The following is a 23307-nucleotide window of genomic DNA, read 5'->3' on the forward strand; positions in this document are numbered from 1 at the left end:
TCCTGAAAAAATAGGCAGGTGTTAGCCGGGTTATTAAAAACCCTGGTTATTGTTTAACTTTAAATTGATATCGTGCAAGTGTAGCTTTGGGAAGCGAAAAGCGAATTAAATACGCCTTACTTAAGAAAAGCTTAACAATCGATTAACAGGACCCTTAAATGCATTGCCAGGAGGAAACTTTTCGCGGTTTTCTTGCCAACCCGCTCTTATGAAATTCAGGTTTATTCTTTTTTGTATTTGGTCAATGCTGTTGTCGTGCATCATTTCTGAGGTGTGGGGCCAGTCCTACGGGCTTGGTTTCGAGAGCTTCGAAGCGGTGCAGGACAAACGGACGGGCCTTGACCTGAGCCCGGAAGGCCCGATTTGTCTGGATGGTGATTTCGAACTATCATTCGAACTGTCCTTTCTTAGGAATAAGAAGACCTATTTCGGCTATATCGTCCGTGTTATCGGTGGCGACGAACAAAATATTGACCTGATTTACGACAACAGCTCCACCCATCACGACCATTTTAAGCTGATCATCGGTGAACAGTTTTCGCCGGTTGCCTTCGATTTTCAGGGAGACGATCTTTTTGCCAAATGGAACCGCATCACCCTGCGCTTTCAGAAGCAAAAACAGCAGATCACCGTCGTTTACGGTAACCTCAGTTTCTCACATCCGGTCAAATATGATACGAAAGGGTGCTACAAGATTCTTTTTGGCGCCAACCAGTACAAGGAGTTCCGTACCACAGACCTGCCGCCCATGAAGATCCGGCACGTGGAACTACGTTCGGGTGGACGCGTCGCCTACAAATGGCCATTGAATGAAACCGATGGTTTGAAGGCCAACGAGGAAATCGGGCAAAAGTCGGCGGTAACGGCCAATCCGATCTGGATTAAAAAGTTGCATTATGAATGGAAGCTGCTGCAAACTGTGACGCTGAAAGGCTATGTAAGGGTAGGATTTGACGAGAAAAGCAGCAATGTATTTGTGGTAGGGCAGGATTCGCTGGTGCGGTTCAGTCTGGCTGGCAATCGGGTAGTAACAATGCCTTACCGAAGCGGCAAACAGCCCGTGTATGTCGATAACCAGGTCTTGTTTGATGCTGAAAGGAACCGTTTGTACAACATTTTCCTGAACGAGAAGCTGATAACGGCATTTGACACGCTCAGCCGGAACTGGGATAAGAGCGATATATCTCCCCAAGCCAAGACCTATTACCTGCATGCGAACAAATTCCTTTCCCCGGCCGATTCTTCCATTTATATGTTGGGCGGCTACGGGCATCTGGCTTATAAAAAGGAAGTTCAGCGCTACCATCTGCCGTCGGGAATATGGCAGCAAATCCCATTGAACGACTCGGTTTTCACGCCCCGGTACCTGGCTGCGGTGGGTGCCACGCAAGGGGGCGCGTACGTAATGGGCGGGTATGGAAGCTCAACCGGCCAGCAAATGCTCAATCCGCGTAACTGGTACGACCTGCTGTATTTCGACCGGGCGCAACGCAAATTCAGGAAGATCTATGAACTGAAAGTGCCGAAGGAAGATTTTGTTTTCGGTAACTCGATGATTATCAATGAGCAGGATAGCTCGTACTATGCATTGATATTTCCTAAACATCAATTCAGCTCCGAACTGCAACTGATCAAAGGGTCGCTCACCCGGCCGGAATTCAAACCCGTTGGCTCGAAAGTGCCTTACCAGTTTATTGATATCGAATCTTTTGCCGACCTGTTTTATGATAAGGCAAACGGCCGTTTTGTTGCTGTGACCCTTTACCGGGACGCCAATTTGCGGACGAAAGTGGCTATCTATTCGCTTTACGCCCCGCCGCTTGAAACCTTGGCACCGCAAACGGCTTCAACCGGTCCGGCAGGACGTAGTTTGTGGATAGTGGGCGCACTGTTGGTTGCCGCGTCGCTGGTGTACTGGTTGTACCGTTATATGCCCGGGCAATTGGGACGGCAGAAGGCCACCAAAGCACCGGAGATCGGGCCGGTTCAGGGACTGAAAGAAGTGCATGATACTGGGCAACCGGTGGCCGATGATAATGTCGTGGAGAAGGCGGCACCTTACAAAAGCTGTATTTTGTTATTTGGGAATTTGCAGTTGTATGATGAGGATGGCAACGATATTACGAAGCAATTCAGTCCGCTGGTGAAGGAGCTGTTCCTGGTGATATTGCTCTATTCCATCCGCTGGGACGGGATCAGTTCCGAGAAACTGAAAGAGCTATTGTGGTTCGACAAACCCTCGGAAAGTGCGCGAAACAACCGGTCGGTGAATATCGCAAAGCTGAAAGCGATCCTCGATAGAATGAAGTATTGCCAGGTATCGAAAGAGACCGGTTACTGGAAGATCAAAATCGATTTTGAGAAGATCGAGGTCGATTATATGCATTACCTCACATTGGTCGGGAACCGTAAGTTACTTACCAAGGAAAGTATTGTTGAACTTGCCAGTATTACAAAGCGGGGTAATTTTCTGTCGAATGTCGAATACGAATGGCTGGATAATTTCAAGTCGGAAATCTCGAATGAGATCGTCGATGCCTACCTGCGCTATGCTGCTTCGGTTAAAATCACGAATGACGCCGAATTCGTCGTGAAGCTTGCCAACTATGTGTTCTATTTCGATCCGGTGAACGAAGAAGCGATGATCCTGAAATGCAAGGCATTGGCGCATTTGGGCAAGCATTCCCTGGCGAAAACCACTTTCGAAAACTTCGCGAGGGAGTACAACCGCATTTACGGGGAGGATTTCAGGAAGGACATGCCGGAGGTACTGCATTCATAAAAAGCGAAGTTAGTGAACGGCATTACCGAGTAGCCGGTTTTGGGGTATTTTTGCATTGAAGTTATTGTGTTGATTATTAGTATGATAACTCTTTCTCGAATATCCTTATGACAGAACCACTGATAAAGCTATGCCGCGAAATGGCCGGAATCTCGGACAGCGAGCTAGCCTTGATCGAACGTTATTTTAAACCGGTCAGATTGAAGCGGAAGCAATTCCTGATCACGGAGGGCAAGCAATATGATTTCATTGGTTTTGTGAGCAAGGGAGCCATCCGTCATTTTACATTCCGAGACGGTGTGGAGAAGACTTGCAACGTCAATTTTGAAAACCAGTTCTTTACCGACTTCGAAAGCTTCTATCACAGCACTCCCACAACGAATAATTCCGTGGCATTGGAAGACTCTGTCGTATTGGTCCTTTCCAAAACAAACCGTGACTTGCTATTGGCCGAGTGTCCGGCTTTTGAGCGCTTTGCCAGGATCATGAGCGAGTGGGCAGCGCAGCAGGCAGCGGAGCGTGCAGCAAGACTTACCTGGGATCGTCCGGAGGATCGTTATTTACATTTACTGGAACACGAGCCGGATTTTGTAAGGCGTGTCCCATTGAAATACCTGGCCAACATCCTCGGTATTAGTGCTGAAAGTTTGAGCCGTATACGAAAACGGCTTGCAAGCCCCGTGTTTTCTTGACGATCGTCAAGCATTTGTCGGTAACACCAGGAATACCTTTGTGCCATCGCACGTGAGGCCTGCGATGTTTACAACTATTCAGCCATTCAAATGAAAAATGAAATGATTCTTCCCGCAGAGGGCCAGGTTATTCCCGGCCGTCAAACTTCGTTGTTGTTGAAAACGTGGGTTCGCAACCACATTTGGGCCAATGTTCTGGGGCTGGCCATTTTGCACCCGTTTCTGGCGCACTACTTTACGGGTCCGCACGAGCAGGCACTGACGATTCCGCAACTCGTAATGCATAACGTCTCCCTTGCGGCATTTATGGTAATACTGGTCATGTTACAAAACCAGGCGCTTCGCTCACACTTTACCCTCGGCATATTTAAGGGATTAGGTTACTTTTTGCTGTTGGTGCCTGTCGCTTTCTGGCTTGGATATTACACATTGTATATTCCGTTCGACATCATTTTTATGTACCTGGCAATCGGCATAATCAATGCTTTTCTGATAGGTTCATTGCTACCCAGGCCGCGACCATGGATCTGGAAATGTATACTATCCTTCTTGTTGGCAGGAATAGCCGGCGCTGCCTGTGGTATCGCGGCATACTTTGCAGGTCTGAAAGATGCGGGCGGAATGGTGCGGGACTATGGCATGTGGTCGTTGATCAGCGTTACCGCGGCCCTCACTTACACTTCCTTGACCAGGCGGATTTTACAGCAGCAGTTGTGCGAAACACGCGGGAGCAACTTTGCATGAAAAACAAAACAGAGACCGCCGAGTCGGCGGCCTCTGTTTGAATCACCCTTAACCCTCATAAAAAATGTTACTTTGCTTTTGAACTGTTCTGCGGAGCGACATTTTTGTAGATGCTGTTGCCGGTCAGCATTTTGAGTTCATTTATTTCCCTTCTCAATTCGGCAATCTCTGCCGTTTGATTTTTCAGTTCACGCGCCGACTCGATCAGGTGTGGTATAAGGCCCGTGTAATTGACCGTTTTTAATCCTTTTTCGTTTTGCTGGACGAGTTCGGGGAAATACTCCTCTATTTCCTGAGCAATTACGCCGGTTTGTAGTTCCGTTCCTCTTCCTGCATCGATCCAGTGATAATGGTAGCCGCGTATCCGGCTGATGGCATTGAGACTGCCTTTTAGTGGTGTAATGTCCTGCTTTAATCGCTTGTCGGAAGCCTGTGCTTGAAGCGCACCACCGGGTATCCATGCTACTCCCATGTCATCCACCCAAAATCGCCATGCACCATTTAGATAAAATCCCACCTGTTTATCAGTTTTCATTCCAATAAAGCCCTCTGGTTTATTTTGTGAATTATTCAGGTAGAGCCCGGCAGTGTTGCCGTCGTTCCGGATCCTCATTCTCGATGCTACGTCCAGGACAAATTCTGGAAGAACCGCTTTCCCTCCGATGCCGATATTCCCATTCCGTAAGACGGTCATAGCATTGTTCCGGTTGTTGATACCAACTCCGTTGCCAATTTGAAATATTCTGTCCGCAGGTCCTCCGTTTGGTTGGTCGAATGAGTTGTTGTAGAGCCCGACCGCCAGGCTGTGAGGTGCCTTGGCGACCGTATGGTAACCTAGCGAAACGCTGTAATCACCCATCGCCGCTGACCAGTTGCCGATGGCAAATGAATGGTGGTTATAAGCAAAGCTGCCATTTCCGATGGCGAATGAATATTCCTGTTGAGCATTTGAAGAGTATCCTATTGACACAGCGCTATGTTCCGATGCGGTGGGGCCATTCCCAATTGCGACTGAACCATAGCCATTTGCTACTGCGTCTAGTCCTACCGCAAACGACCCCTGACCGATGTTGTTATCTTCCCAACCGCCATTGGTCAAACCTGCCCGGAAGGCGGCTTTTTTCGGGTGCCAGATGAGTCTTGCGCCGTTTCCGATAGTCGGAATATCCGCACTTGCTTGCATTTGATCTTTCTGGACAATCGGGAAATTAGTCCGTAATTTTCCGGCCTCATTGGCATACAGCGAATAAGGAACGCTCAAAAGCTGGGTCATTCCAATAAAATGAAACCTGTCGTCATTTTGATCGTCGACTTCTGCTTTGAGGAAGAAAACATCGTTTGGCCAATCGATCTTGGACAAGTCACCGCCTGCGGAACCCACGATGACGGTAAACAGGCCATTGAAATCGGTCTGAGTGAAGTGAATTTCTTGAAATACCACCGGTCCGAGTATTTGGGTTTGAATAAGCGAGATCCTGACGGTAACGGTTGCGTTTTGTAACGGTTGGAAATTGTTATCGATTGCGATACCCTGAAAACTGAAACGGTAGGGTGCCTGTGCGTAGGTGGGGGCCAGGCCGAAACAAAATAGCAGCAGGAGGAGAATTCTGTTTCGCATTGTAAGGCAGATTAATAGTTAGCAATTCTCAAAAATTGCAGCATACGGATTATGGAGAGAATGCGATGAGCTATCGGCTAGGTTTATATTTTTAGCGGAAAACAAAACAGAGACCACCAAAACGGCGGCCTCTGTAAAAACCCAAGTTAACCCTCAGTGAAAAATCAGCTTTGTTGTTCTGCTTCCGACGGGCGTATCGATTTGTAACAGGTACGAACCGGTATGCGGCAATGTGATCGTACGTTCGGTGCCCGGAGTCTCGAATTGACCAAGCTTGTTACCAAGCTGATCGAACAGGAACAAGCTTTGCGTCTGCTCGGGCATTTGCACCCGCACTTTGTGCTCGCGTGACGGATTAGGATACACGTAGAACCTGTCGAGGCTTTCTTTTTCGGGGATGATGCAGATGATCTTGCTGTATGTATAAGAATCGTCGGTGTCTACCTGCCTTAGTCGATAATAGCTTGTCGTCACAAATTCCTGATCTACGTAATGGTAATCGTGCACCGTTTTGGAGTCGCCCGCGCCGTCGACCCATCCGAGGAGCTCCCATTGTTTGCCGTCTGGCGATTTTTGTATTTCAAATCCCAGGTTGTGAACCTCTTCGGCAGTTTTCCAATGCAGCTCGGCAAGGCCGGCAGCGTTGAGCCGTCCCTCGAAACTGATCAGCTTCACCGGCAGTACGGATAAATCTGAAAACGTATTGAGGCTGCCCAACACCCAGTTCACGCTCACGCCATTGGTGGAACCAGAAGCGCTGGCGGCGTAAATGGCGCCCGGGGAAATACTTTGGGCGAATAAAGGGCATGATATAGCGCCGGTTAGAATGGTTAACAACAGCTTTTTCATTTGGCTTGCAATTTACCGGTGGCCGATTTATTCTCCGTCAAAAGGCTTTTCAACCCCGCCTCCAATGCCATTACACGGTGATTGATCTCCTTCACCTCTGCCAGTTCTTTTTTTAAGGCTGCGACTTCTTCGGTTCTTTTATCAAGTTCTTTGACGGCTTCGATGAGATGTGGGATGAGGCCGATGTAGTTGACGGCTTTGTAGCCGTCTTTGTTTGTTGTGACTAATTCCGGAAATCGTTTTTCAACTTCTTGAGCGATTAGCCCAGTTTGCAGATCCCTACCTTGCTTAATGTCGTTCCAGTAATAGTTGTACCCTTGGAGTGAGTGCAGTGAAGAGAGGCTGCGAGAAACCGGAGTTATCTGTTTCTTTAAACGCCGGTCCGATGTATTCACGATATTGCCGTTGACGTAAGCGTTGGAACTAGTTACCCAGAAGCGCCAGCCGTTGTTAATATATAGTCCAATTTCATCATCTGTCTTCATACCAACAAACCCATCTTCGTTATTGGCGGAATTGTTAAAATGTATACCGGCGGTTTGGCCATTGTGCCGGATGCGCATTCTACCACCTAGGTCTAGCAGATATTGTGGAGAAAGGACGTTATTGCCGATGCCAAAATTTCCATTTCTTAAAACAGTTATCGCGTTCGATCTAACGGCATCGGAGCTACCATTTCCCAACTGAAAAATGCGATCTGTCGCAAGTGGTGCACCCTCGATATCGGAAATGTTATTGAATGTACCCAGGGAAACCGATCCGAATGATTTTGCATAAACATCTAGCCCCAATACGGTCGAGCTTTCACCTTCGGCGTGTGAGGCCTTGCCGGCGGCAAAGGAATAATCTCCACCTGCAACTACCGCTGTTCCTATTGCTGCCGATCCTAAGTTACTTGCGTTGGAAGTATTGCCAAGGGCCACAGCGTTTTCTCCTTTGGCAGCTGAGTTTTTGCCTGCGGCAAATGAATTGTTGCCAATTTCCGTACTCTCCCAAAATCCAGGAACTTCTAGATTGCCCACTCGGAAAGCCGCCTTTCGAGGGTACCAAATTAGATTGGCGCCAATAGTTGGTATTGGAAGTGTAGGGCCTGATCCAAACACACCTGTTTGAATAATAGGAACATTATTTACCCATTGCCTTGAAACAAGTGAATAAGGTACGCTCTTGATCTGGGTAGTTCCGAGATTTACGAAGTTAGCTCCACCCGCAATATCAATTTCTGTCTGAATGAAACAGTTGTCAGAAGCCCAATTTACATCATCTAAGCCCCCGGATAGACCACCTATTATGAGATTGAAAATCCCGGACGGGTTCGTGTCAACAATCTGTGTTTCCGAGAATACGATCGGTCCATTTGGTCCATCTTTATGAATTTTGATCCTAACAGATATTTGCGTGTTAGCAACAATCTTCCCATCCGCCCCCCGCGCTACCCCTTGAAAACTAAACTGCTGCGGCGCCTGTGCCGTAGAGAACTGGGAGAGAAGCAACAGGCTAACCGACAGCAGAGTGACTAGGATGCGGTTGGGTTTACGGGAAAATACTTTCCTGTTTTCGGAGTTCGATGTCACCGGAGCTGTGGCAGGCCTGATATGTCCGGATGCATGAGTGCACAAGTTTTTCATGTGTGTGAATGTTTTTGAGTTTTGACTTCGCTAATTCCAGCGGGAATATCGCCGGGTTTTAGCCAAAATGCGGACTACAATGAATTATCGGCATTCGCTTAAATAGCCTGCGGTGAAAATCCGGTTTTAGGAAAGTGGTCAGTCCTAAGGAGGCTGTGGAGGGCCGAGTCGGTGGGTAAGAATTTCCTGCCGTGGGATAAATATATTCTCGTGTGTCGTAGAGGGCGTCTAAAATTTGAGGATCGGGCCTGCCATTCCATCAACCCTAAACCCGCTTTTATGACACCACGTGTGAAATCTCCCGTCTGGGCTATTGTACTATTAATAATTTGTTTGATTTTACGTTTTTGTGACTCCTGGCTGTTCGGCGAGGAAAGCAGGCGAAAAAACTTCCCGCGCGAGCGAAGTTCGCGGCAGGATAATGCGGGAAAGGGGACGATGAGTGGAAAGAAGCCCGGTGCAAAAGCCCAGGTAACCGATTCATTGTACCGCGAATCTCACTTTTTCCGGTAGGAGGCAATCTTCGCGTACAATTCCGCGGGCGAGAACGGCTTGCTGATATAATCGTTCATGCCAACGGTGAACGCAATATCCTTAATGTCCAGCATCGCAGAAGCGGTAAGCGCGATAATGGGCAACCGTTGATACTTCTCGTCCGGCAGTTGGCGGATGTGCCGTGTGGCCTCATAGCCGTCCATTTCGGGCATCTGAAGGTCCATTAGCACAAGGTCATAGTCATTGGTTCGCACTTTTTCGAGTGCCACAAGACCGTTTTCGGCGAGGTCGTATTGTACGTCCCATTGTTTCATGAAATTCTTCATTAGCAGGACATTGATATTATTATCCTCCACAATCAGCAGCTTTATCCCCTTCAGACTAAACTGATTCGCCGGCGCCCCGTTGGTTTGTTCGGCAAGGTGTTTTTTGCTGACAGGGAACGACAGGCTGAAATAGAATGCCGACCCTTTGCCGGGTTCGCTGTCTACATGAATCGGGCTGTTTTGCAGTTGCAGGAGCCTTTTCGTGATGGTCAAGCCGAGGCCCGAGCCACCGTATTTGCGGGTTGTATCGGAGGTGGCCTGGGTGAAGCTGTCGAAGATATTCTCGAGTTTGTCGGGCGGGATACCGATACCCGTATCCTCAATCCGGAAATCGATCGTGACACGGTCATCCACCCGCTTTGAAATAGTGGCCGAAATGGTGACTTTCCCTTTTTCAGTGAATTTTACGGCATTGCTGACGAGGTTCGTGAGAATCTGGCCCAGTCGGGTAGGGTCTCCGACGACCGTGATATTGAGATCGCTGCCCACGTTCAGTTTCAGCATAATCCCCTTTTCATTAGCCTTTTGCAGGATCCCTGACCGGATATTTTCAAGCAGCGAGAGGACATTGAAATCAACTTCCTCGAATTCAATCTTTCCGGCTTCTATTTTACTGAAATCAAGGATGTCGTTGATCAGGGCCAGCAGGTTTTCGGCGGAAAATTTAAGAATATTAAGGTACTCCATCTGCTCCGGCTTCGGGTCCTGTTGCAGCAGCAAATGGGTAAAACCGATTACCGCGTTCATAGGTGTCCGTATTTCGTGGCTCATCGTCGAAAGGAACTGCGACTTGGCAAGGCCCGCCATTTCTGCCTGCTCTTTGGCCTTGATAAGTTCCTGTTCCGTTCTCTTCTGCTCGTCGATGTCCATGATTGCCCCATAGAGCTTCGTTACCCTGCCGTTTGCATCTGTGAACGGTTTCCCAATGGCGTGAATGAATTTCACCTGGCCATTGGGGAGGATAATGCGGAGGTCGAAACTTGCCGGTTCCAGGTGGTTGATCGCATCCCGGATGTGCGATTTGTACAGCGGCAGATCTTCGGGGTGTATCATGCTCGAAAAGAGCTCGGTCTGCGGCCCGGGACTACCGGGTTCAAGGCCGAAAATGCGAAATGCTTCGTCGGACCAATAGTTCTGGCCCGTAACGAGGTCGGCCTCCCAGCTTCCGCTATGCGTGAGTTGCTGCGATTCGGCCAGCATGGCTTCGTTTCGGCGGATCAGCTCTTCGGCGCGTTTTCTGTGCGTGATATCATGCCACACCACCAGCAACACCTTTTTGTTACTGATCAACACGGGATTAAGCGTCACTTCCACGGGGAATTCTTCGCCGTCGATCCGCTTATGGATCCATTCGAAGCGGTTATAGCCGTTTTCATACGCGAGCCGGTCCATTTCCACGGATTTTTCGGAAGAGAGGCGACCGTCGGGTTGAAATTCGGGGGAGAATTTCGCAGGGTGGATCGAGAGGAGTTCGCTTTTGTTTTTGCAGCGCAGCATTTTGACGGCCGCTTCGTTGCAATCCATGATCCCATGTTCATCCAGAAGCAAATGCGCATCGGTTGAATACTGAAAGATCACGCTCAGTTTCTCTTCCACGATCTTTCGTTGGGTGAGGTCCTGCAACACCCCATCCAGCTTGCCGGGTTGTTCCCGTTGCATAACATCATCGTGAATGTCGCTTACAGATCCAACCATCCTTTCGGGCCTGCCGTTTTCGAAGCGCACAGTACCTCGGCATTCGAAATAGCGGTAGCCATTATTTTTGGTTTTCAGTCTTACATGAACGAGATAGGGGACATTGTTCTCAAACTGCTCGCGGATGGCGTCGGCGACGATTTGCTTGTCTTCCGGATGGACCAATATTTCGGTAAACGGCTCGTAGCCGCTGGGTATTTCATCCGGCTGATAGCCCAAAAGCTCGAAAAAGCGGTCCGACCAGACTTGTTTATCCGTTTTGAAGTCCCAGTCCCATATCCCGGCATTGATACCGGCGATGACCATATCGAGCGATTCGGCAGAGAACTTGGATTGCATATTGGACATATAGAATTAATTCGTATAAAATTAAAACAATTTCCGAATCTCAAAACCCTTAAAGGAACTTTGCCTACTCTTTTCGGAAATCCTTTACGCCGAAAACTTTTTAAGCGGTATGCTTAGCTGTGTCAGGTCCGTTACTAAGACGTTTATGAGCCTTTTATTTGATAAAAATACCTTTTGATTTTTTGTTGTATCCCGTTGATAAGCTGTTCACGGATTATCATTTCGAAAGCGTAATCTTTATTCATATCTGACAACAAACCTTACATAAGACAGGACCTAATCTCTATGGAAAACCAGTGATGGAGACTTCGAAAACGATAACTGTTGTCTACGTAGACGATGAAGTTCATAACCTGAACTCGTTCAAGGCGACTTTCCGGAAGGAATTCAATGTACTTACCGCTGGTTCCGCTGCCGAGGCACTGGAAATCATGAAGGAGAACCCTGTACATATTATCATTACCGACCAGCGCATGCCGGAAATCACAGGTGTCGATCTTCTGACTATCGTCTTGGAGAAATACCCCGATGTGTTAAGGGTTCTGCTGACGGGTTTTACAGAGCTCACAGCCGTCGCTGAGGCTTTAAGTAAAGGCCAGGTCCACTATCGTATGGAAAAGCCCTGGGATGAGGAGCAAATCAGGGTAGTAATCAATGCGGCATATCAAATCTCGTTGCTTCGGGTGAATAGCGGGCAGGATCGGGAAATTGATGTAGCCAGTGAACTGGAATTCATTTTAAGACAAAACCTCTTGTCCTAGCGTTTCAAATTTTAACCCCAAAAATCCGGTCAGCGTTGGTATTTTGCCGCCACGCATGTAAATTGGTAGGGATTGAAATGGCGAAAACCTCAATATGAACGCAGAAACGGATGCGTTGCGAAAACGCATTGAAGAACTGGAAGCGGAATTGGAAAAGGCCCGGCTGGGGCAGACCGGTGGGGGCGACACACTCGCATACATCCAGGAGATGGAAGGGCGTTTCCGCGCCATTGCCGACACGGCCCCGGTGCTGATCTGGCTTTCCAGTCCCGATAAACTTTGCTATTTCTTCAACAAAGGCTGGCTCGATTTTACCGGCCGTACCATGGAGCAGGAACTCGGAAATGGCTGGGCCGAGGGCGTCCATCCCGACGATTTGAAAAGGTGCCTCGACATTTACATTTCACATTTCGATGCGCGGAAAGAGTTCAGTATGGATTACCGCCTTCGCAGGCATGACGGCCAATACCGGTGGATTTCAGACAAAGGCGTGCCGCGTTACACGCCTGCGGGGACTTTTATCGGCTATGTAGGCGGCTGCATGGATATCCACGACCAGATTACTTTTTCCGAGCAAATGGAAATGCAGGTCGAGGAGCGGACGCGGCAGTTGAAGCATTCGGAGCAGTTTCTGCAATCGATCCTCAACACCGCGGGAAACAGTATTGCTTCCTACGAGCCCATAAGGAACCCGGCCGGTAAAATTATGGACTTTCGCATTGTGTATTCCAACGAAGACAGCATGGGGCGGCGCACGACCGACGGCCCGAGCATCGCCGGAAAAACCTGCCGCGAGGTGTACCCGGGTATTTTCAGAAATGGTGTGTTCGAAAAGCTCGTAAAATGCATTGAAACAGGGCATCCGGACCACTATCAGGTGGATGTCCGGCGGGATGGAGATATTTACTGGTTCGACGCTTCCATTGAAAAACTGGAAGATAGCGTGACGGTCACGACCAGGAATATTTCCGAGGAGCTCAAATCAGATCTCCGGCTCAAAGACCTGAACCGGAAGCTGAAAATTCAGAATTCCATTTTCAAACATTCAGAAGAAAATGCCAATATCGGCAGCTACGCGTGGAATGTAGCAACGAATGAGCTCGAATGCTCCGACAATCTTTACAGACTGATCGGCTACCAGCCCCAGGAATTCACCCCGTCTTTTGAACAGTTTCTGTCATTTCTTCATCCCGAGGACCGGCATCAGGCGATCCGCGACGGTATCCGGGCATATGAAACGAAGGTAATCGTTCAAAACACCTACCGGGTTATTGCCAAAAACGGTGATATAAAGTATTTCAGGCTCAGCGGAAACTTCATTCGGGAAGGGGAGAATCACCTGATGATCGGCGCATTGCAGGACGTGACCAAGGACAACGAACTCAATGACGCCCTGCATAAAAAAAACATGGAACTGCGCCGGAACAACGAGGAACTGGCATCGTTCAGCTACGTGGCCTCGCACGACTTGCAGGAGCCGCTGCGGAAAATCCGCGCATTCAGCAGCAGGATCATGGAAAAGGAAGCACAGCATTTCTCCGAAAGCACCAAGGATTACTTCGCACGCATCATCGCGGCATCTGCAAGAATGCAAAAGCTGATAGAGGCCTTGCTGAGCTACTCGGGGACGAGCGGGGTTAATTTTCAATTTGTTGAGGTTGACCTGACCAGTATCGTGGAAGAAGTAAAAAGCGATCTGGAAGAACTGATCACTGAAAAGGATGCGACGGTGGAGGTGGATCAGCTGCCGGTTTTGCCGGTAATCCCTGTGCAGTTTCACCAGCTTTTGCAGAACCTCATTGGCAATGGTATTAAGTATAGCAGTCCGGATCGAAAGCCTGTTGTTCGAATTGGATATGATATGGTGGACGACAACGATGGTCAGGGGACTTTCTGCCGCATTAGCGTTACCGACAACGGCATCGGGTTCGATCAGCGATATGAAAACCGCATATTCGATCTTTTTCAAAGGCTCCACGGCAAAAACGAATACGAAGGTACTGGCATCGGGCTCGCTATCTGCAAAAAAATAGCCCAGAACCATCACGGGTACATTACTGCCGAAGGTATGCCGGGAGTAGGATCCGTTTTCCATGTTTACATCCCGGCAACCCTTGCCCAGCATTAAAATACCCGTAAAATTGGATATGTCGGTGTCTGAATTGTAAAAATCTGATAATCTGGGGTTAAATAGCGTTTGGTCAAAAGTTTCTCTTTCAAAAACCTTGCGTTTTAATTTTCAATAAGTTTACTTTGTCTATCATATTTATAGACTATATAAAATGACTTTGCCTGATTAACCACCAGTCCGGCAAACATTTGTCCAAAATTCGAATCGTACCTATGAAAGCGAAAGATGTACTTCTTATCCGATTTTCGCGGCTCCATGCCCACGGAAAGATGGTGGTTTCTAATTGTCCCCGCCTCGCAGCTCCGTGCTGTTCCTGTTGTTGACCCTGACGATCTTCTGAATAATCAGTAACCCTGCTGATCGGCATGTAAGGCATATGCGGATCAGGAACTTCCCGCATATCTATACCACTCGGGCAAAGCCTGTCCCGTGTGACGTATATGCATGAAGGTAAGCCCTCTTGTGCCTTGAGTATCCATTTTATTTCACCACAAATAATGATCAGACATCTATTCCGCCTGTTCTTACTGACAGGCTTCGTATTCACAGGTTTTTATCGTGCCGCGGCGCAAGACGCCATTACAGGCGTGGTAAAAGACGAATCGGGGCAGGGATTGCCCGGCGCGACGGTAGTCGAGAAAGGCTCCGCCAAATATGCTCTGACGGACATCGACGGGAAGTTCAGTATCCCGCCTGCCAAAGAGTTTCCATTTACATTGCAAATCAGCATTACCGGTTTCCAGCAGCAGGAAATCGAGATCTATGAGCAGCCCGGCGAGCCGGTTGAAATTGTCCTGAAAACCGCCAACCTGCTCGACGAGGTCGTGGTGGTAGGTTATGGCGAACAAAAAAGAAAAGACATCACAGGTTCCGTCGCTTCGGTTCCCATTGAAATCAAAAGCCAGCCGGTAGCGTCTGTGGAGCGCCTTTTGCAGGGCTCCGTCGCGGGAGCGGTGGTTACGCAGACCTCCGGGCAGCCGGGTGGGGGCGTGAGCGTGCAGATACGCGGGAACAATTCCATTACAGCCGGTAGCGATCCGTTATATGTTATCGATGGTTTCCCTGTCAACAATGATTACGGCCTGACGGACGCCGGTGTGACCGACGGCTCGAAAATCAACCCGCTTTCTTCAATCAATACGGCAGATATCGAGAACATCGACGTGTTGAAAGACGCCTCGGCCACAGCAATTTACGGTTCACGCGGTGCGAACGGCGTGGTGATTATCACGACCAAAAGCGGTTCGAAAAACAAGTCGTCCATTAACTATGACGCTTACTACGGCTCGCAAAAGGTACTTCGCACGATACCTTTGCTGAATGCGGGACAATGGTGGCAACTCCGGAAAGATGCCGCTGCCAATTCCGGTAAAACAGCTTCTGTTCCAACCATTGCAGGTTACTCGCTTGATACAACCGGCGCGGGTACCGACTGGCAGGACGCCGCATTTCGCAGCGCTTCCATTCAGAGCCACAATCTTTCCATTCTTTCGGGATCGGACAAAACGAAACTTGCGATTTCAGGTAACTATTTCAAACAGAACGGTATCCTGCAAAATACAGACTTCCGTCGTTTTTCCGCACGCATTAACCTGGACCATCAGTACAACGACCGTTTCCGCATCTTTACCAGCCTGAACGCCAGTAACACCAAGGCCAACGTAGCGCCGACGGCGATTGTAGGTAACCTTTTGCTGACGCCCCCCGCATTGCCCATTTACCAGGATGACGGCACTTTTGTTGTAAACAGCCCGTTTGAATCGGCATTGCAGAATCCGATCAACTCATTATACAACCAGCTGAACGAGACCATTACCAACCGTTTCCTCGGTAATGTTTCCGGTGAGTATACGATCGCGGATGGTTTGAAAGCCAAAATCCTGATCGGTGCCGATATTGTGGGCAACAAGCAGAACCGGTATCTGCCGAGTACAACCGCGGAAGGCCAGGCATTGAGCGGTGACGCCATCGTAGGTTCCGTATTTACGACCAACTGGCTGAACGAGAATACCATCAGTTACGACAAAGAATTCAATGAAAAGAACAAAATCAGTGCGGTAGCAGGTTTTACAGCCCAGGTTTCAGAAAGCAAAGGTGCGATCGCCGAAGCGGCGGGTTTTGCCACGGATGCTTTTGAATACAATAACCTTGCAACTGGTATCACCAGTATTGCGCCGCGGTCGCTGGCCAACAAATGGTCGCTGGCCTCTTACCTGGGTCGTGTTAACTACATTTTCGACGAGCGTTATCTGTTTACACTTACGCTGCGTGCCGATGGTTCATCCAAATTCGGTAGCGGCAACAAATGGGGTTACTTCCCTTCGGCAGCCATTGGCTGGAATGTGAATGAAGAAAAATTCTTCCAGCGCTTCAAAAAGATCAGTCTCCTTAAACTGAGATTAAGCGCCGGACAGACTGGTAACCAGAATATTCCTGCCTACCAATCGCTGTCGCAGCTGAGCTATTTCCGCTACAATTTCTCTAATACCACCGTTTCCGGTTTTGCCCCGAATACCGTTCCCAATCCGAATCTTGGCTGGGAGAAAACATTCCAGACAGATTTCGGGGTAGATCTCGGCTTGTTCAAAAATCGCATCAACATTATTGCCGACTACTATTACAAGAAAACAACCGACCTGCTCCTGACACGTACAGTACCGGGAACTTCCGGTCTGTCGGATTTCTACAACGGACAAGCCTCGGTAGTATACCAGAACATCGGTTCTGTTTCTAACCAGGGTATTGAGTTGTATGTCAATTCAAGGAACCTGGAAGGTGCTTTCAAATGGAACACGATCTTCATCGTTTCCAAAAATACGAACAAGATCCTGAGCCTCGGCGATGGTGTTGATCAGATCATTCCGGTGATTTCCAACCCGTCTATTGCCAAAGTAGGTTATCCGCTCGGCTCGTTCATCGTTTACAAAACCGACGGTATTATCCAGGAAGGCGACGCGCCACTGACCCCGCAGCAAAACAAAAGCCCGGGAGGTCAGAAGTATAAGGATATCAATGGCGACGGGGTGATCACACAGGCAGGCGACCGCATTGTAGTGAAGAACCAGCCTGCATTGACGGGCGGTATTACCAACACATTTAACTACAAGGGCTTTGACCTGACTATTTTCTTCCAGGCTTCGCTGGGCGGCAAATTGTATAATGCCAACCGCGCTAACCTTGAACTGGGGACGGGATATACCAATGGATCCGAGCTACTACTTAACCGCTGGACGCCGACCAATACCAACACCGATGTGAAAGCCGCGTACCAGGACCCTGCCATCACGATTTCTGACCGATTTATAGAGGACGCGACCTACTACCGTTTGAAAAACCTTTCGTTGGGCTACACATTCCCGAAAGAGCTGCTTTCTAAACTGCGTATCGAAAACCTCCGCGTGTATGTATCGGCGCAAAACCCGAAAACGTGGACGAAATACACCGGCTTCGATCCCGAAGTGAGCCTGAACGGCCAGTCGCTGATTAACAAGGGCGTCGACCAGGGCGTGTATCCGAACAACAAATCTTACCAGGTGGGTCTGTCCCTCACATTCTGATAACCACCATTTTAAAATTAATTGAAATGAAAACATTTAAATATATCCTGTTGGGTTTCACGGCATTTGCATCGCTGTCGTGCGAGGAATTCCTGAAAGAAGAGCCCGAGGCATTTTTGTCGGAAGACCAGTATTACAAAACGCAGGCCGACGCTGTTAATGCGGTCAATGCCGTGTATTTCTTCCTGAATTCGGGCGGGTCGTCGATCCAGACGCCTTATAACACGCTGTTCAACACCGGTATGAACATGGCCGGCGATGATGAGGATCCGGGACCGGGGGCGACTAACCCTGATGTACGCTCGCTGTCGGTACTGGCGCATTCGTCGACCAACCTGCGTATTTATGAGCTCTGGCAGCAGCATTACGCGGCAATCAAAAAGGCCAATGTGGTGTTGGAAAAAGTACCCGCCATTCAGTTTGACGAGGCATTGAAAACACGTTTGCTCGGCGAAACTAAGTTCCTGCGTGCATTGTATTATTTTAACCTCGTACGCCTCTACGGCGACATCCCGCTGATCCTTGAATATCAGAAGTATGTCAATGCCGCCGACTATGCCATTGCCAAGTCTCCCTCGGCGGATATTTACGCGCAGATCGAGAAAGACCTCACCGAAGCAGCAGCAGTGCTTCCTGCCACGTATGCGTCGCCCAACGTAGGGCGCGCGACAGCGGGAGCGGCCAAGGCGTTGCTCGCAAAAGTGTACCTGACCCAGGCGTCGATCCCCCTAAAAGTGAGTGCGAAATACCAAAGTGCGGTAACGAAAGCGGAAGAAGTACTTTCATCGGCCGACGGCGGTACCGGTACTTACGGCTACGACCTCGTGAGCAACTACGCGGAAGTGTTCCTGCCTGCTTTTAAAAACAACAAGGAGCACATTTTCTCGGCGCAATTTAAGTCCAACTCGCTGGCACAGGGTAACAATGAATGGCCCCGCTCGATCCTCTCGGGCGTTCCTGGTTTGAATGGAAACTACGCGCACATGGTTCGTTATTACACGCAGGGTACTGATAAGTTTTTCAGCATTTACAAACTGTTCAAACCGGGAGACAAGCGTCGTGATGTGACGTTCGTCAGGAGCTTCACCAGCCCCACAAACGGACGCAAATACGCATTGCCTATCGCGAATGCCGCCGTTGCTAATGATTCGACGCCATTTTGGAATAAATGGGCCGATCCTGCATCGACAGCGGTGACCAACCAATCGGCGGCGAATGTACCTATTATCCGCTATGCCGAGCTGCTGCTGATCCACGCAGAAGCCGAAAACGAAGCGAATGGGCCGACACAAAAAGCGTACAAATCGTTGAACAAAGTTCGCAAACGTGCAGGACTGCCGGATTTGACGGCTGGCCTGACCAAAGACCAGTTCCGCGACTCGGTATACCTCGACCGCCGATTGGAGCTGACGTACGAATACCAGCGCTGGTTTGATCTGATCCGTCAGCGCGACGCGGCTTATAACAGCACCTTTGTGGCAAACCAGCAGAAAGTAGGCAAGACCAATGCGGCCCCCAAGCACATTTATTACCCGATCCCACAATCGGAAATCGACAACAATTCATTGCTGAAACAAAACCCGCTTTGGTAGTAGTGCGGCATTTGTAATCTGTTGGAAATGAGAATTGAATGAATATAAGAGCTTCCATTTGGATAGGCATTACCTGGGCGCTGTCGGTTACCGCGGCAGCGCCTGTGCTTGCGCAACAGGCGGCCGAAAGGCCCAACATCGTGCTGATACTGGCCGACGACCTGGGTTTTTCGGACCTGGGAAGCTTCGGCTCCGAAATACGCACACCAAACCTGGACCGACTGACCAAGGAAGGGTTGCGCATTACCCAGTTTTACAACAGTGGCCGCTGCTGCCCCTCGCGTGCGGCCCTACTCACGGGCCTGTACCCGCATCAGGCAGGCGTGGGCGACATGGTGCAGGACAAGGGTACACCCGCGTACCAGGGGTATTTGAGTAAAAACAGTGCTACGATTGCCCAACTGCTCAAAACGGCGGGCTATAACACCATCGTTTCAGGCAAATGGCACGTCGGGCTGGTACCCTCCGCCTGGGCTGTAAATCGTGGTTTTGACCAGTCGTTCACGATGCAGAACAATGGCAGCAGCTACTTCAACTCCGAGCCGATTTACAACGACGGAAGGAAGGTTACCTTTCAGCTGAATGGCCGCGAAATACAGCGCTACGACACTTCACGCTATCTCACACAAGCCATTACAGATTTTGCAATCCAGTCGATCGACCGCATCAAGGACCAGCACAATCCATTCTTTTTATACCTCGCTTATAATGCCCCGCACTGGCCGATCCAGGCGTTGCCGGAAGATATTGCGCGCTATAAAGGCAAGTACCTGCAAGGCTGGGACGCATTGCGCGAGGCCCGCTACCGGAAGCTCGTTTCTTTGGGTATTATCTCAAAAAAGTGGAAACTCTCGCCGCGTTATGAAAAGGCGCCTGAATGGAATGCATTATCAGCATCGGAAAAGGACCAATGGGATACCCGCATGGCCATTTATGCCGCCATGATCGACCGGATGGACCAATGCATCGGGCAGGTCCTCGATAAGTTGAAAGCGACGGGCCGTGACCGGAATACGCTGGTCATTTTCGTGTCGGACAATGGTGGAAGCGGCGATACGGTCCGGGAGTGGGATTATGTGACGCAAAAAACGGGCGAGCCGGGCTCCGTTCATTCCATCGACAGCTACGATCCGCCCTGGGGCAATGCGAGCAACACACCATTTAAGCTCTTCAAGAAAAATACCCATGAAGGTGGCATCGCTTCGCCTTTTATCGCCTGGTATCCGGGGAAAATAGCGGCTAATGCAATCAGTCAGCAGGTTAGCCACATTACCGACATTATGCCGACGCTGCTCAGTGCGGCAGGTGTTGTTTATCCTGAAAATTTTGGAAATGAAGTCCTTACCCCTCTTGCAGGCACCTCGCTGACCGGACTTTTTAAGAACCCGAAAAACATCCAAAACCGGACGATTTTCTGGGAGCACGAAGGCAGTCGCGCTATGCGAAAGGCCGACTGGAAGCTCGTCGCAGAGATCGGGCAGCCGTGGGAGTTATACGATCTCAAAACCGATCGCAGCGAAAATAATAACCTCGCAGGTCGCTATCCCGCGAAAGTGAAGGAGCTGGAAAAGGAGTACCTCAAATGGGCCGCGAAAGTAGGCGTGGTGGATTGGAATACGATCAAATAGGAATTGGATATTGATTTAAAATACATTCAAAAACAGTTTGTTATGAGAAAAAACTATCATCCATGGAATAAATTGACACTCGGAGCGCTGGCCATGCTGACCGCTGGTGTTGTAAATGCGCAATATGCGCCGACGCCTGCCTATCAGGGAAAAATCGGTAAAACCGTCGCTGAAACGCAGCAATCCTGGCCGGAAAAGAAGAAGGCAGCGAAAGGCTCGCCGAATGTGGTCTGGATCTTGCTGGACGACATCGGTTATGGCGCGATCAGCACGTTTGGAGGGCTTATCAACACACCTACACTCGATAGCCTGGCCAACAATGGATTGCGTTATACCAATTTCCACACCACCGCCATTTGCGCGCCTACGCGGGCATCGCTGCTCACGGGCCGCAATTCACATTCGGCACACATGGGACTTTTTCCCGAAACCGCCATTGGTACACCGGGCTACGATGCACTCATTCCGTTTGAAAAAGGAACGATTGCCGAAATCCTGAAAGACAATGGATATAACACATTTGCATTGGGTAAATGGCACATTACACCCCTGGCCGATCTCACGCCCGCCGGGCCGTTCAACCGCTGGCCGACTGGTCGCGGTTTTGAACAATTCTACGGTTTCCCGTCCAGAGGAAGTATCGACCAATGGCATCCGGAACTTTGGGAAGGCACGCACCGCGAACCCGACCGCCAGGATGGGAAGCATTTTAACGAATTGATCGCCGACCGCGCCATCAGCTATCTGGCGAGCCAGAAATCGGGTAATCCCGACAAGCCGTTCTTCCTTTATGTGGCAACCGGTGCAGGCCACGCGCCGCATCAGGTGGCTAAGCAATGGTCGGACAAATACAAAGGCAAGTTCGACGCGGGCTGGGATGCGTACCGCGAGCAGGTTCTGGCCAATCAGATCAGGTTGGGCGTCGTTCCCAAGACGGCCAAAGTCCCGCCGCGAAACCCGGGTGTGAAGGAATGGAACGCGTTGGGTGCCGAGGAGAAAAAGCTGTATGCGCGGTTTATGGAAACCTACGCGGGTTTTCTGGAATATACCGACTACGAAATAGGGCGGGTGATCAACCACATCCGCGAGTCGGGTGAGCTCGATAATACGATTGTGATCGTGTCGGTGGGCGACAATGGCGCGAGTAAGGAAGGGACGTTCGTAGGGACCGTCAATAACTTCGGTACCGGCATTTCTGAGGAAGAGCGTTTGAAAAAGAACATTGAGCAGATCGACCTGATCGGCACCGAGTTTTCGAAAGTGAATTACCCATTGGGCTGGGCCGCGGCTACCAATGTGCCGTTCCGCCATTGGAAGCAGGACGCCAACGCGGAAGGCGGCACGCACAACCCGCTCATTGTTTTCTATCCTAAAGGAATCAAGGACAAAGGCGGCATCCGTACCCAGTATGGCCATGTTTCCGACATTTTGCCCACTACACTTGAATTGCTGAATATCAAAGCGCCGGTCGTTTTGAACGGTATCAAACAGGATCCCATAGAAGGCACAAGCCTTGCGTACAGCCTGAACGACGCTGGCGCCAAAAACCGCCACACCGTTCAGTATTACGAAATCCGCGGCTCCCGCTCGATTTACAAGGATGGCTGGAAGGCCGGTTCCCTGCATGTGAAAGGGCAGGATTTTGAGAAAGATCAATGGGAGCTTTATAATTTGAATGAGGATTTCAACGAAACAAAAGATCTCGCAGCGTCGAACCCGGCCAAGTTGAAGGAGCTGAAAGCATTGTTCGACAGTGAGGCTCTGAAATACAATGTGTATCCGTTGAAGGATGGTACAGAGCCATTTACCTTGCCTACGGCTTATAATAATGTGGATAAGATAGTGCTTTATCCCGGCCAATCGACGATCATCGATGTGGCGAGCCCGTTTGCATTGAAACGTTCGTTCTCGATTGTGGCGGAGGCCGATTTGTCGGGTGTCGGAACGGAAGGTGTGCTGCTGTCGAGAGGCGGAGCGGCTGGCGGGTTGAGCTTTTTTATCCAAAACCAGAAGTTGCAGTTTGCGTACGCCGTGGGTGATGGTAATAAATATGTGGTGAGCTCTTCGAATGCCACATTGCCAGCCGGAAAAGTTGAGCTCAAAGCCAGTGTTCAGTATGATCAGAATGGCGGCGGTGCGGTGGCTTTGTATGTCAATAATGCGAAAGTAGGAGAGGGTACGCTGGCCAAAACTGCGGATGCATTGTACCTGCACGAGGGTGTAAATGTCGGTTTCGACGACCTGACGCCGGTAGGAGATACTTATAAAGTGCCTTTTGCATTCACAGGCAAAATCCACAAGGTAACGATCGATCTCGCGCCGACGCAGCAGGCAGTTTTGGGGACGAAGTAATGGTTTTTGATTTGTTGTTACATGCCTGACGGCATTTATCGAAAGGTGTGTAACAACGTGTTGCTACCAATATTACATGCCTGACGGCATTTGAAAAACAAGATTTTAA

13 protein-coding genes are annotated in these 23307 nt (G+C 49.6%); 9 read left to right on the forward strand and 4 right to left on the reverse strand.

Going from position 1 to position 23307, the window contains the following annotated elements; genetic code table 11:
* The first annotated feature begins 208 nt into the window (after positions 1-208).
* The 3 genes from AAHB90_RS02875 (at position 209) to AAHB90_RS02885 (ending at position 4218) form a co-directional block, all read left to right on the forward strand.
* Positions 209-2782 (forward strand): galactose oxidase, encoded by a 2574-nt coding sequence (locus AAHB90_RS02875; protein ID WP_342083398.1) that lies wholly within the window; start codon positions 209-211, stop codon positions 2780-2782.
* A gap of 107 nt (positions 2783-2889) precedes the next feature.
* Complete coding sequence (locus AAHB90_RS02880) at positions 2890-3474, forward strand: Crp/Fnr family transcriptional regulator (protein WP_342083399.1); 585 nt, start codon at positions 2890-2892, stop codon at positions 3472-3474.
* Positions 3475-3576: 102 nt separating this feature from the next.
* A complete protein-coding gene (locus AAHB90_RS02885) occupies positions 3577-4218 on the forward strand; it encodes a hypothetical protein (RefSeq protein ID WP_342083400.1) in 642 nt (213 codons plus the stop codon).
* Positions 4219-4285: 67 nt separating this feature from the next.
* On the opposite strand, the gene AAHB90_RS02890 is transcribed toward AAHB90_RS02885, so the two are convergent.
* From AAHB90_RS02890 to AAHB90_RS02905, 4 genes are all read right to left on the reverse strand, one after another.
* Positions 4286-5836: a tail fiber domain-containing protein gene (locus AAHB90_RS02890; protein WP_342083401.1), complete on the reverse strand. Its 1551-nt coding sequence runs from the start codon at positions 5834-5836 to the stop codon at positions 4286-4288.
* 153 nt (positions 5837-5989) lie between these two features.
* Entirely contained in the window at positions 5990-6685 is a 696-nt protein-coding gene (locus tag AAHB90_RS02895) for a T9SS type A sorting domain-containing protein (protein WP_342083402.1), read from the reverse strand.
* On the reverse strand, positions 6682-8313 hold the full coding sequence (locus tag AAHB90_RS02900) for a tail fiber domain-containing protein (protein ID WP_342083403.1): 1632 nt from the start codon (positions 8311-8313) through the stop codon (positions 6682-6684). The genes AAHB90_RS02895 and AAHB90_RS02900 overlap by 4 nt, the downstream gene beginning before the upstream one ends.
* A 497-nt stretch (positions 8314-8810) precedes the next feature.
* Positions 8811-11168, reverse strand: a complete 2358-nt coding sequence (locus tag AAHB90_RS02905; protein WP_342083404.1) for a PAS domain-containing protein — start codon at positions 11166-11168, stop codon at positions 8811-8813.
* Between the two features lie 308 nt (positions 11169-11476).
* Here AAHB90_RS02905 and AAHB90_RS02910 point away from each other — a divergent pair, with 308 nt between their 5' ends.
* From AAHB90_RS02910 to AAHB90_RS02935, 6 genes are all read left to right on the forward strand, one after another.
* Positions 11477-11938 carry a response regulator gene (locus AAHB90_RS02910; RefSeq protein ID WP_342083405.1) on the forward strand — a complete coding sequence of 154 codons (462 nt, stop codon included), beginning with the start codon at positions 11477-11479 and terminating at the stop codon, positions 11936-11938.
* 94 nt (positions 11939-12032) lie between these two features.
* Positions 12033-14066, forward strand: a complete 2034-nt coding sequence (locus AAHB90_RS02915) for a PAS domain-containing sensor histidine kinase (RefSeq protein WP_342083406.1) — start codon at positions 12033-12035, stop codon at positions 14064-14066.
* A 500-nt stretch (positions 14067-14566) separates the two neighbouring features.
* A complete protein-coding gene (locus tag AAHB90_RS02920; RefSeq protein WP_342083407.1) occupies positions 14567-17626 on the forward strand; it encodes a SusC/RagA family TonB-linked outer membrane protein in 3060 nt (1019 codons plus the stop codon).
* Positions 17627-17652: 26 nt separating this feature from the next.
* Positions 17653-19218, forward strand: coding sequence for a RagB/SusD family nutrient uptake outer membrane protein (locus tag AAHB90_RS02925; protein WP_342083408.1), 1566 nt, complete (start codon positions 17653-17655; stop codon positions 19216-19218).
* 38 nt (positions 19219-19256) lie between these two features.
* Positions 19257-20846 (forward strand): arylsulfatase, encoded by a 1590-nt coding sequence (locus AAHB90_RS02930; RefSeq protein WP_342083409.1) that lies wholly within the window; start codon positions 19257-19259, stop codon positions 20844-20846.
* Positions 20847-20888: 42 nt separating this feature from the next.
* A complete protein-coding gene (locus AAHB90_RS02935; protein ID WP_342083410.1) occupies positions 20889-23198 on the forward strand; it encodes an arylsulfatase in 2310 nt (769 codons plus the stop codon).
* The last annotated feature ends 109 nt before the right edge of the window (positions 23199-23307 follow it).

This window comes from Dyadobacter sp. OTU695 (assembly GCF_038440355.1).
In the GTDB taxonomy this organism is placed as follows: domain Bacteria; phylum Bacteroidota; class Bacteroidia; order Cytophagales; family Spirosomataceae; genus Dyadobacter.